Below are 10953 nucleotides of genomic sequence, written 5' to 3'. Positions count from 1 at the left end.
TTGCGGAAGTAGTGGTAGACCGTGGACCAGTGGGGCAGGTCGTGGGGCATGGCCCGCCACTTGATGCCGTTTTCCAGGACGTAGAGTATGGCGTTGACAATCTCCCTTCTAGGCACTTTCGCCGGGCGGCCTCCTGGCTTGGGGGCGGGGATCAAGGGCTCCAGGATGGCCCACTCCGTATCCGAAAGGTCGCTGGGGTAAGATCTACGTGTAGCAGCCACCCTTCAAGTATAGCAGACTTTTACAACAGCTTCTTATAAGGGTTGACCCCAAGTACACGAGCCAAGACCGCCCTGTCTGCGGTCACCGGGAGAAGAGGCCCCTGTGGGTCAGGGAGTTCACGTGTCCTTCTTGTGGGGCTCTTCTCCATCGGGACGTGGCCGCGGCAGTGAACATCTTGGCCAGGGCTCGGACGGAGCCTGCGGGGATATGTGCTCTAACCTAGAACCGCGAAGCCCCGCTCTGAAGAGCGGGGAGTCGTCACTCGCCGCTTTCTGGGGTCGGGGGAAGGCTTTGTGCCCTAAGCCGTTCCCACGGGAAGTCGTCTAAAGGGTAAAAGCGGTCTGCCTGCTGGGCCAGGCGGTGGGAGGAAAGGGCGTGGAAGGTGGTGTTTTCCACCTGCTTGCCCATGTCCTGGACCACCCTGACCACCTCGGCGAAATCCCCGTCCCCAGAAACCAAAACCGCCACGTCGTAGGCGTCGGCGTAGGCCAGACGGAGGATGTCAATGGCGATCTGGATGTCCACCCCTTTTTCCACGAACCCCTCGGCCCGCCTCTCCAGGCGGCCCAGGCGCACGGCCACATAGGGCACCCGCTTCAGGTAGTTGAGAAAGCTCTGGTGGGCCTTGGCGGCGGGGTCTTCCGGGGGAAGGGGGGCGTTGTAATAGTAGGCGCGGAGGAGCTTGCGTCCGGCAGTCAGAAGCGTAATGAACTCCACAAAGTTTAGCCGATAATCCGTCCCCAGGTGTTGCACCAACCCCTTATACAGGTTGGAGCCGTCGATGAATATCGCTACCCTTTCCATAATACTCCCGCCCCTTGACGGGCTCCTTCAGTTTAGCCCAGGCGGGTGAGAAAGTTTATAGCCCACCGCTCCTACGGAGCAGTGGGGGAAGGGATACTCACTCCACGTAGCCCTTTTGGGCGGGGCCATCCTATCACGGTTTTCCCATGAGCGCAAGATGAGGTGTAAAAATACGCTTTAGGAGCGCATTTTTTCCGTTTCCGCGTACACGTCGCGGAAGACCCCAGGGATGGGAGCGTGGGGTTTGTGCACCCGGACCCGGACCGCCTCGAGGCGGGGGAAAGCCTTTAAGAGCTCCTCCGCCAGGTGGTCCGCCAGGGCCTCTATGAGGTAAAACCGCCGGTGGCGCACCGCCTCCTCCACCAGGGCGTAGACGGCGGCATAGTCTACGGTTTCCTCTAGCCGGTCCCCCTTGCCCTCAAAGGGTACCTTCAGCCAGAGGTCCACCACGAAACGGGCCCCCAAGCGACCTTCCTCGGGCTTTACCCCATGCCGGCCATAGAACTCCAGACCCAAAAGGGCGATCTCTCCCACGTCTACCCCCAAAGGGCATGCCAAACAGCCAGGGCCTCCCGGTGGGCGGCCACGTCGTGGACGCGAAGGATCCTGGCCCCCTTCATGGCGGCAAAGAGGTGGGCGGCCACAGAGCCAAAGACCCTTTTTGCGGGCTCCTCCACCCCCGTAAGCTCCCCGATGCTCCGCTTGCGGGAAAGCCCCACCAAAACGGGATGGCCCAGGGCCACGATTTCCTCCAGGTGTTGGAGGAGGGCGAGGTTGTGTTGCAAAAGTTTCCCGAAGCCAAAGCCTGGGTCCAGGACCACCTGGGGAACCCCGGCCCTTAGGGCCTTTTCCGCCTGGGCCTTCAGAAAGGCCTTTACCTCGGCCACCACATCCCCGTAGTGGGCATGGGCCATCATGGCCTTGGGATCGGGCACGGGCATGTGCATGACCACCGCGGCCACCCCATACTGGGCGCAAAGGGCCACCATGCGCTCATCCCGAAGGCCGGTCACGTCGTTGATGAGGTGCGCCCCCAGTTTCAGGGCCTCCGCCGCCACCTCGGGCTTGCGGGTGTCCACGCTCACCGGCACCCCCAGCTCCAGGACCGCTTCCAAAACCGGAAGAAGCCGCCTTTTTTCCTCTTCCAGGGGCACAGGCTCCGCCCCGGGCCGGGTGGACTCGGCCCCCAGGTCCAGGAGATCCGCTCCCTCCGCCACCAGGGTCTTGGCCCTTTCCAGGGCCCTTTCCGGGTCCAGGTAGAGGCCGCCATCGGAAAAGGAATCGGGGGTGAGGTTGAGGATGCCCATGACCCGGGGGCGGGAAAGGTCCAGGGTGCGGTCGCGAAGCCAAAGCACGCCAGGATTATATTGGGGCCAAGGGGTGAAGCATGCGCCTGTTGGCTGCGGTGGACCTGGGAGAGGGGTTGGAGGTGGTGGTGGACAGCGCCCGTTTTCTTCAGGAGGGGCTCGGCATCCCCGCGGAGCTGCTCCACGTGGTACCCACCCCTTACTTTGAGGCCCTTGCCCGTCGGCTTCCCCACCTAAGGCCCAGGTTGGAGGAAACCCTAGGCCTGGTGGAGGTGGAGGCGCAAAAGGCCTTGGCCGCCATGGGGCTTAGGGTTATGGTACTCCGGGGTTTTCCTGCCCAGGTGGTGGCGGGGGAGGCGTTGAAGAGCCGCTTGGTCGTCCTTGGGCAGCGGGGGACGGGGGCCCTCGAGGTCCTGGCCCGGGGAGGGCTTGCCCGCTACCTCTTGCACCGGGGGGAGGTGCCGGTGCTGCTTCTGCCCAAGGCCCTAACCCAGGTGCGACGCATTGCCGTGGGCCTGGACGAAAGCCCCGCAAGCCTCAGCGCCTTTAGGGTGGCCGAGGCCTGGGGGAAGGCCTTAGGGGCAGAGGTGTTTGCCCTGCACCTGGTGAGCGGGGAAGGGGGGTGTTGCTTCCCCACCTACCTGGACCCCAGGGGCCTGGCCCTGGCCCAGGTTTTGGAGAGGGCCAAGACCCACCTGGAGGCTCTCCTGCAGGCCTCCGGGGTGGTGGAGGTCAGCAAGGGGGAGGAGGAGCTGGACCTATTGCGGCTGGCCCAGGCCCGGGAGGCCGATCTTCTGGTGCTGGGTTCCAAGGCCAAGAGCACCTGGCGCCACCGGCTTGGGCGCATGGTGGAGGTGCTCTCCAGCCAAAGCTCCCTGCCCCTTCTGGTGGTTCCCGAGGCTACCGTCTGGTAAGGTGAGGCCCATGCGCCATGGGCCTAGCTGGTTCCTCTCCCTTTCCGCCTACTGGTTCGCCACCAGCTTCAAGTGGTTCCTGGTCCTTTTGGTGGTCCTGCCCGCCAAGGTGGCGGAGCTTTCCCCTCCCGAGGAGAAGGCCTCGAGGCTGGGGTTTCTCTTCGCCCTGGGGGCGGTGATGGCCATATTGGGCCCCCCCGTCATGGGCTACCTCTCGGATCGCCTGGGGCGGAGGAAGCCCTTTCTCCTCTCGGGAAGCCTTCTCACCGCCTTGGCCCTCCTCCTTTTGGTCCATGCGCCCAGCTACCTCTGGCTTCTCCTGGCCTACCTGCTTTTGCAGGTGGCGGATGACCTGGCCACGGGCCCCTATTCCGCCCTCATCCCCGACCTGGTCCCCCGAAGGGAACGGGGTGCCGCCTCGGGGTACATGGGGCTGTTGCAGGTTTCCGGCCAGATCCTAGGGGGTGCGGTGGGCTTCCTTTTCCCTTTGGCCTTTCAGGCGTACCTGGCGGCCCTCCTGAACTTGGCGGGGGCGGGCTTAAGCCTGCGGGTCATCCCCGACCAACCCCTAAAGGCCAACCCCAGGCCCTTTTGGGCCGCCATGGCCAGGCCCTGGACGGATCGGGACTTCCTTTTGGTCTACCTTACCCGCTTCCTGGTGATGCTGGGGTTCTACCTGGCCCAGACCTATCTTCAGTATTACCTGGCGGACGTGGTGCGGACGTTCCAGGCCCTAGGGCGGGCCCTCACCCAGGAGCCCTTCCAGGCGGTGGCCCTTTTGGGCCTTCTCATCTCCTTGGGGGCCGCTTTGGCCAGCATCCCTGCGGGCTGGGCTTCGGACCGGCTCGGGCGCAAGCCCCTCATTTACCTTTCGGGGGTTGGCCTGGGCCTATTGATGCCCTTCATCCTCCTTTTTCCCCGCTATGAGGTCATGCTTTTCCTATCCCTCTTCTTTGGCCTTTTCTATGGGGTCTACCTGGCGGTGGACTGGGCCTTGGTGGCGGATGTGCTTCGCGACCCCGAGGCCCACGCCACCGACATGGGCCTGTGGCAGACCTCCATCGTGGTGCCCCAGGTGTTGGCGGGGGCTTTCGGGCGGCCCCTGGACCTTCTCAATGCCCGCGAGGAGGGCCTGGGGTACCTGGTGCTCTTTTTGCTGGCGGGGGCCTTCTTCCTCTTGGGGGCGTTTTTGGTGGCTCCTATCCGCCGGGCCCGCTAGGGCTTTGCAATGGAAAGGCCACAGGGAAAAAGCCCTCCTGGACGCAACCCCGCATTGACATCCCCGGTTGCCCCGGGTAGGATGGGGCGGGTTTCAAGGGGGGTGGGGAATGCGCTTTCTTCTGGGTCTTTCTAGAGCCATAGATACGCTTACCGAGGCGGTGGGAAGGGTAACCGTGTGGTTGGTGCTATTGGTGGCCTTGGTGTCCGCCGGCAACGCCATCATGCGCTATGGGTTCAACTACAGCTCCAACGCCTACCTCGAGGCCCAGTGGTACATGTTCAGCCTCATCTTCCTCCTGGGCGGGGCCTACGCCTTGAAGCACAACGCCCACGTGCGCATTGACCTGGTCTTTGGTCGCTTCTCCAGGCGCACCCAGGCTTGGATTGACGTGGTGGGGACGGTGTTTTTCCTCCTGCCCATGGCCGTGGGGGTGATCTACCTCTCCTGGCCTTGGGCCCAGAGCTCCTTCCTGGGGAGGGAGATGTCCCCCGACGTGGGCGGTCTTCCCCGCTGGCCCATCAAGCTGGCCCTGCCCTTGGGGTTTGCCCTGCTGGCCCTGCAGGGCATTTCTGAGCTCATCAAGCGCCTCGCCTACCTCACGGGGCATCTGCAACTCCAAGAGGAGGAACGGGAGGTGCTGGAATGAACCTGGAAAGCCTCATGCCCCCCCTGATGTTTTTGGCCTTGGTGGTGTTCTTGCTCTCCGGCTACCCTGTGGCCTTCTCCTTGGGGGCGGTGGGCATCGTGTTTGGCTTTTTGGGCATAGCCTTGGATATCTTTCCTGCCCCCCTCCTGAAGGCCATGCCCGACCGCATCTTCGGCATCATGTCCAACCAGCTCCTCCTGGCCATCCCCTTTTTCACCTTCATGGGGATCATCCTGGAGAAAAGCGGCCTGGCCGAGGATCTTCTGGACACCATGGGGAAGCTCTTCGGGCCCCTTAGGGGGGGCTTGGCCCTGAGCGTGGTCTTTGTGGGGGCCATCCTGGCGGCCACCACGGGCGTGGTGGCCGCCAGCGTGATGGCCATGGGCCTTATTTCCTTGCCCATCATGCTGAAATATGGCTACAACCCCCGCCTGGCCAGCGGGGTGATCCTGGGCTCGGCCACCCTGGCCCAGATCATCCCCCCCAGCGTGGTCCTCATCGTGCTTTCGGACCAGCTTGGGGTTTCCGTGGGGGATATGTACAAGGCGGCCCTGATTCCCGCTGGGCTCACCGTGGGCCTTTACTTTCTCTACGTGATCTACGTGGCCCTTTTCCGTCCCCGGTGGGCCCCGGCCCTTCCCCTCGAGGCCCGCCCCGATGCCGGCAAGGAAGCCCAGGCGGCCTTTGCCTTGCTCTCCTACCTGCTCGTGGGGGTGGGGGCCTATGCCGTGGGGCGCTTTTTGCCTGCCTGGGCGGAGTGGCTGGAGGTGCTCCTGGCCTTGGGGGTCTGGACCCTGGTGCTCCTTCCTTGGATCCGGAAAAACCCCCTTCTCAAAAGGGCCCTCCTTTCCATGGTGCCCCCCTTGGTGCTCATCTTCCTGGTGCTGGGCACCGTGCTCATCGGCCTGGCCACCCCCACGGAGGCCGGGGCCATGGGGGTGGTGGGGGCCTTGATCCTGGCGGCTTTGAACCGGAGGCTTTCCTTTAAGGTCCTCTACGGGGCCATGGAGGGCACGGCCAAGCTCACGGCCTTCGTCATCTTCATCCTCATCGGTTCCACCCTCTTCAGCCTGGTCTTCCGGGGGGTGGATGGGGACCTTTGGGTGGAGGGCTTCCTCACGGGCCTCCCGGGGGGCGAGGTGGGGTTCATCCTTTTCGTGATGGTGCTGGTGTTCCTGCTGGGCTTCTTCATAGACTTCTTTGAGATCGCCTTCATCGCCTTGCCCCTTTTGGCCATCGGGGCCGAGGCCTTGAACATAGACAAGCTCTGGTTCGGCCTCCTGGTGGGGGTGAACCTGCAGACCTCCTTCCTCACCCCACCCTTCGGCTTTGCCCTCTTCTACTTGCGGAATGTGGCCCCCAAGGAAGTAAAGACCGCGGATATCTACCTGGGGGGTATTCCCTTCATCGGGCTACAGCTTCTGGTCCTCCTCTTCGTGTACTTCATGCGGGAACCCATCCTGCGCTTTGTGAGCGGTATGGGTTTTGGGGGGTAGGCCCTAGACTGAGGGTATGGACCTCACGCACTTTAAGGACGGAAAGCCCCACATGGTGGACGTGACGGCGAAAGCGGCCACCTTCCGCACCGCCACCGCCGAGGCCTACGTGGAGCTCACGGAAGAAGCCCTGGCCGCCCTGGAAGAAGGGGGGGTGGGGAAGGGGGATCCCCTGATGGTGGCCCAGCTGGCGGGCATCATGGGGGCCAAGAAGACCTCGGAACTCATCCCCCTCTGCCACCCCTTGCCCCTCACCGGGGTGGAGGTGAGGGTGGAGCTGGAAAAGGAGGCCAAAAGGGTACGCATAGAGGCCACGGTGCGCACCAAGGCGGAGACCGGGGTGGAGATGGAGGCCCTCACCGCCTGCGCCGTGGCGGCCCTCACGGTTTACGACATGCTGAAGGCGGCCTCCAAGGGGCTCGTCATCTCCCGGGTGCAGCTTCTCCACAAGGCAGGGGGGAAGAGCGGGGAGTGGCGGCGGTCTGGGACCCCATAATACCCCAGGGGTGTATACTTGGGCTATGCGCGTGGCCATCGCCCTAGCCAAAAACGATGACCAGAAGGTGTACCCGGGCCCCTTTGGGCATGCCCCTCGCTTTGCCATTTACGAGATTGAGCGGGGAGGGGAGGCGCGCCTCCTCGAGGTCCGGGAAAACCCCTATGCCGCCATGGAGGGCGGCAGGAAGCACGAGCTCATGCGGGAGCTTCTTGGGGATGTGGACCTGCGGGTGGGGGCCCGTTTTGGCCACGGGGGGTCCATGGGGGCCTTCCCCATGGCGGAGCGCCTGGAGGTGGGGCCGGTCAGCGTGGCCGAGGCCCTAAACCGGCTTAAGGCCCGCTGAAATAGCGCTTTAGGAGCTCCCGGGCTTCGGGCGGCAGGGGGGTGCGCTCCAGGTACACCTCTACCCCTCGGCGCACCTCCTCAGGCGGACGCCCTTCCCGCCAAGGGGAGGGAAGGTCCTGGCCGCTTCCCTCGCGGCCTGGCCCCAAGAGCCCTTCCCCCTTGCCGGTGGCCTCGGGAAAGGGCAAAGGAACGGGGGCCTCCACCCTTGGGGAAGGCCCCGAGGTGCCCGGGGTGGGGGTGCCCGCCCCCTGGGGCTTTCCCGGTTCCTGCTGGGAAAGGCCCGGACGGGTCCTTGATCCCCCTTGCCCGTCTATGGGCCCTGGGGTTCCCCCCTCCCCTGGGGCTTGAGGGGAAACCTCGGGCGGGGTCAGGGAAGGTTCCTGGGGGCTAGGCCCCGGGGCTTGGCCATCCTCGGGGGTTGGGGCGGGTTGGCCCTGGCCGGTTTCCCTTCCTTGGGGGTTTCCTGGGGAATCCGGGGCTGGGGTGGTCTTCCCGGGTGAGGACCCAGGCGCTTGGGCCGGTTTACCCCTATCCGGGGAGTCCTGGGGGGTTGCAGGGCGCTCGAGTCCGGGAACGAACCCGAAGGGGTGGGCTTCCCTGGGGGGAAACCCCGCCCACGAGGCCAGGGCCAAGGCCAGGAGGACCAGGTAGCCGACGAGCAAGCCCAAGGGAAAGGGGGGAAGGGGGAACTGCACCTTGCGGGCCTCCTGCCAAAGCCGCTCCTCCCCATAGGCCAAGGCGGTGGGATAGGCCAGGCTGGCCCGGGCGATTTCCCGTAGCGCCCGCCCTTCCCAAAGCCGGGCGGGAAGCAGAAAGGGCAGGAGGGAGGCCAAGGCGAAAAAGGGGTGCCAAAGGCCGAGGAGCGCCAAGGGGATGGCCAAGAGGAACCGGTAGCGCCAAGCCAGGCGCCTTGCGTAGAAAAGGTGGAACCCAGGCTCCACGACAAATCCATTATCCCCACTTCTGGGGTGGGAAAAGAGGGCCCGGGGCCTTTAGGCCCCGGGGGGAGGGAGTACGCCGGTCTACTTGACCGGGGGACGGGACTTGAGGACCTCCTGGGGGGACCTGGCCTTGGCCCTTTGCGCCTTCACCTCCTCGGGGCTGATGGGCTTGGCCTTGGATTTGGCGAAGGTGGTGAGGATATAGTTCAAGAGATTAGCCACCTCCGGGTCCTTAAGCTGGCGGAAGGGGGGCATGACCCCGTTATAGGTCTTCCCCTCCACCGTCAGGCTTCCTTGGAGACCGTAGAGGACCACCCGGATCAGGTATTCCCGGCCCCCCTTAGCCTGGACCACCTTGTCCAGATGGGTGAGGGGAGGGAAGGCCCCGGGAACCCCCTGCCCATTGGCCAGGTGGCAACTTTGGCAGTTGGCGGAATAGAGCTTGGCCCCAGGGCTTTGCGCCAGGGCAAGGGAACCCAAAAATACCAACAGAAGAAGCCCACGCTTCATGATTCCATGATAGGGAACTTCCCTTCCTTAGGCCAGGGGCATTTGTCCTAGGCCTTTGGGGAGGTGGGCGCACCGGGGGTCCGAGGCCAGGTGGTCCCCGGTTTCCGCCCAGGCGCGGGCCCGGCTTCCCCCGCAAAGCTCCCGGTACTCGCAGACCCCGCACTTGCCCTTAAGGAGGGCTTTGTTGCGAAGCTCCAGGAAGAGGGGGCTATGCCGGTAGATCTCCAGAAGGGGCTTCTCCCGCACATTCCCAGCGGAAAGGGGCAGGAAACCGGAGGGGTAGACCTCCCCCGTGGAGGAAACGAAAACGAAACCAAAGCCGTCGGAGAGGTGCACCCCCCGGCCCTCCCCCACCAAGGCCCCGTCCTCACCCTCTTCCCGTCTCCGGCGCTCCAGGACCACCCGGCGGAACATGGGGCCTTCCGTGGTGCGCACCTTAAAGGGGTAGCGGCGGGAAAGGTCGTAAAGAAGGTGCATCACCTCCTCGTATTCTCGGGGGGAAAGCTGCTCTAGAAGCGCTCCCCGGCCCACGGGAACCAGGAAGAAGACCTCCCAGGTGGCCACCCCTTTTGCCGCCAGGATCTCGGCGATGCCGGTGAGTTCCCCCTTGGTCCTCCGGGTCACGGTGGTGTTCACCTGGGTCATGAGGCCCACCTCCTGGGCCCATTCCAGGGCCTTAAGGGCCCGGGCAAAGGTGCCGGGAACGCCCCGGAAGCCATCGTGGCTTTCCGGTGTGGCCCCGTCCAGGGAGATGGCCATCTGGTGGACGGAAAGCTCCTTGAAGCGGGCCACCACCTCCCGGGTGAGCCGAGGGGTGACGGCGGGGGTGATGCCCACCTTGAGGCCCAGGCGTTTGGCCTCCTCCAGGAGGAGAAACAGGTCGGGCCGGGCCAAAGGGTCACCCCCCGTGGGCAGGAGGATGGGCTTCGGGGTGTAGGTGGCCAGCTCCTCCAAGAGCCTTAATCCCTCCTCGGTGGTGAGCTCCCCGGGCAAGGGGTCGGGCACCGCTGAGGCCCGGCAGTGCAAGCAGGCGAGAAGGCAGGCCCGGGTCATTTCCCAGGCCACCAGGAGGGGGAAGCGGTGCAGGTCAGGTTTCATGTCCAAAGCATGGGCCCTCGAGGCGGGGGCAGATGTCCCTAGCGGGGGAGGGTGAGGCGGTAGGTAAGGGTGCGGGTTTCCTGGGGTTTCAAGGCCAGTTCCAGGCGGTACCCCTGGGGCAAGAGGTTGGCCCCGGGGAAGTCTAGGCGGAAGGGCTGGGGGAAGGTTTCCGAGAGGAGGAGGGCGATGGGGTAGGGGTAGGGGTTTTTGAAGCGGGTTTCCACCCGGTAGGTGGCTTCTTTTTCGCTTTGGCCCAGCAGGCTCACCGTCCGTTCCAGCCGGCCCTCCAGGTCCCGTCCCAGCCACACCTCTGCCACCTCCCCCTTAGGGGTAGCGGGAAGCAGGGCCTGCCCCAGGAAGAAGCCTTCCTCCACCACCTCCAAAGTCCCCGGCGCCAGGGGAAAGGGGGCCTTGAAGCGGTAGCCCCGTTCCAGGGCCAAAAACCTCTCCGTGCGAAAAGGCCCCTGATAGCGAAGAAGCCGGCTGGGGTCCACCTGGGCCTTGAGGGCGGGGATCTCCGTGGTCCCAGGTTCTAGCCTTCTGGCTGGGAGGCCATAGCGGAAGAGGCCAAAAGGGCTTTCCCCTGAAGGAGCGGCCTCCGCAAGAGCCCGCATGCGTAGGCCCTTGGCCTCGGCCATGCCCAGCAGGGGGGCCTCCCCCGCGAGAAGGGTAAGCTTTCTGGCCTCCATGGGCCCTCCCTCCAGCCTAAGCCGGGCCCAAAGGGTGAGGGTGGCCCCTTCCAGGGTGTAGAAGACCTCCCCGGAAAGCCCAGTGTAGAGGTAGCGCAAGGTGGCGGGGCCCTCTCCTTGGTAGCGGAAGAGGACCGCGGTGCCCTGGTAGACCCGCTCTGTTTCCTCCACGCCAAGGAGCCTTAAGGATCCCGGTACCATCCTGGAAAGCCGTTCCCCAGCCAGGTAGGCCCAGGCGGAAGGGGGGAGGACCACGGGTT

Annotated in this window: 15 protein-coding genes; 7 read left to right on the top strand and 8 right to left on the bottom strand. The window is 64.7% G+C overall.

Features of this window, described 5'->3' with window-relative positions; genetic code table 11:
* Window positions 1-221 (bottom strand): transposase (locus tag Q0693_RS09460; RefSeq protein WP_298631174.1); only part of this gene is annotated, 221 nt, incomplete at its 3' end.
* Between the two features lie 35 nt (window positions 222-256).
* Here Q0693_RS09460 and Q0693_RS09455 point away from each other — a divergent pair.
* The gene (locus Q0693_RS09455) at window positions 257-445 is read left to right on the top strand and encodes a transposase (RefSeq protein ID WP_298631176.1); all 189 of its coding nucleotides are present in this window, start codon (window positions 257-259) and stop codon (window positions 443-445) included.
* A gap of 35 nt (window positions 446-480) precedes the next feature.
* On the opposite strand, the gene Q0693_RS09450 is transcribed toward Q0693_RS09455, so the two are convergent.
* From Q0693_RS09450 to folP, 3 genes are all read right to left on the bottom strand, one after another.
* The gene (locus Q0693_RS09450; protein ID WP_243032473.1) at window positions 481-1026 is read right to left on the bottom strand and encodes an NYN domain-containing protein; all 546 of its coding nucleotides are present in this window, start codon (window positions 1024-1026) and stop codon (window positions 481-483) included.
* A 177-nt stretch (window positions 1027-1203) separates the two neighbouring features.
* Window positions 1204-1560 (bottom strand): dihydroneopterin aldolase, encoded by a 357-nt coding sequence (gene folB / locus Q0693_RS09445; RefSeq protein ID WP_298631171.1) that lies wholly within the window; start codon window positions 1558-1560, stop codon window positions 1204-1206.
* Between the two features lie 2 nt (window positions 1561-1562).
* The gene (gene folP, locus Q0693_RS09440) at window positions 1563-2381 is read right to left on the bottom strand and encodes a dihydropteroate synthase (RefSeq protein WP_298631168.1); all 819 of its coding nucleotides are present in this window, start codon (window positions 2379-2381) and stop codon (window positions 1563-1565) included.
* A gap of 32 nt (window positions 2382-2413) precedes the next feature.
* On the opposite strand from folP, the gene Q0693_RS09435 reads away from it, so the two are divergent.
* From Q0693_RS09435 to Q0693_RS09410, 6 genes are all read left to right on the top strand, one after another.
* A complete protein-coding gene (locus tag Q0693_RS09435) occupies window positions 2414-3247 on the top strand; it encodes a universal stress protein (RefSeq protein ID WP_298631166.1) in 834 nt (277 codons plus the stop codon).
* Between the two features lie 10 nt (window positions 3248-3257).
* Window positions 3258-4466 (top strand): MFS transporter, encoded by a 1209-nt coding sequence (locus Q0693_RS09430; protein ID WP_243032187.1) that lies wholly within the window; start codon window positions 3258-3260, stop codon window positions 4464-4466.
* 109 nt (window positions 4467-4575) lie between these two features.
* The gene (locus tag Q0693_RS09425) at window positions 4576-5115 is read left to right on the top strand and encodes a TRAP transporter small permease subunit (RefSeq protein WP_298631161.1); all 540 of its coding nucleotides are present in this window, start codon (window positions 4576-4578) and stop codon (window positions 5113-5115) included.
* Window positions 5112-6611, top strand: coding sequence for a TRAP transporter large permease subunit (locus Q0693_RS09420; protein WP_298631160.1), 1500 nt, complete (start codon window positions 5112-5114; stop codon window positions 6609-6611). The genes Q0693_RS09425 and Q0693_RS09420 overlap by 4 nt, the downstream gene beginning before the upstream one ends.
* A 16-nt stretch (window positions 6612-6627) precedes the next feature.
* Window positions 6628-7107 carry a cyclic pyranopterin monophosphate synthase MoaC gene (gene moaC / locus Q0693_RS09415; RefSeq protein ID WP_243032180.1) on the top strand — a complete coding sequence of 160 codons (480 nt, stop codon included), beginning with the start codon at window positions 6628-6630 and terminating at the stop codon, window positions 7105-7107.
* A 25-nt stretch (window positions 7108-7132) separates the two neighbouring features.
* Entirely contained in the window at window positions 7133-7453 is a 321-nt protein-coding gene (locus tag Q0693_RS09410; protein ID WP_298631158.1) for a NifB/NifX family molybdenum-iron cluster-binding protein, read from the top strand.
* Here Q0693_RS09410 and Q0693_RS09405 read toward each other — a convergent pair.
* The 4 genes from Q0693_RS09405 to Q0693_RS09390 all read right to left on the bottom strand — a co-directional run.
* A complete protein-coding gene (locus Q0693_RS09405) occupies window positions 7440-8396 on the bottom strand; it encodes a hypothetical protein (RefSeq protein ID WP_298631156.1) in 957 nt (318 codons plus the stop codon). The two genes, Q0693_RS09410 and Q0693_RS09405, sit on opposite strands and share 14 nt — an antisense overlap.
* A gap of 81 nt (window positions 8397-8477) precedes the next feature.
* Complete coding sequence (locus tag Q0693_RS09400) at window positions 8478-8906, bottom strand: cytochrome c (protein ID WP_298631153.1); 429 nt, start codon at window positions 8904-8906, stop codon at window positions 8478-8480.
* Window positions 8907-8933: 27 nt separating this feature from the next.
* The gene (locus Q0693_RS09395) at window positions 8934-10004 is read right to left on the bottom strand and encodes a TIGR04053 family radical SAM/SPASM domain-containing protein (protein ID WP_298631150.1); all 1071 of its coding nucleotides are present in this window, start codon (window positions 10002-10004) and stop codon (window positions 8934-8936) included.
* A 38-nt stretch (window positions 10005-10042) separates the two neighbouring features.
* On the bottom strand, window positions 10043-10953 hold a 911-nt coding region (locus tag Q0693_RS09390; protein ID WP_298631148.1), incomplete at its 5' end, for a hypothetical protein.

This window comes from uncultured Thermus sp., assembly GCF_938010445.1.
Classification (GTDB): Bacteria; Deinococcota; Deinococci; order Deinococcales; family Thermaceae; genus Thermus; species Thermus altitudinis.
The sequence above is the reverse complement of the archived record's forward strand: the minus strand, read 5'-3'. Positions and strand labels throughout refer to the sequence as shown.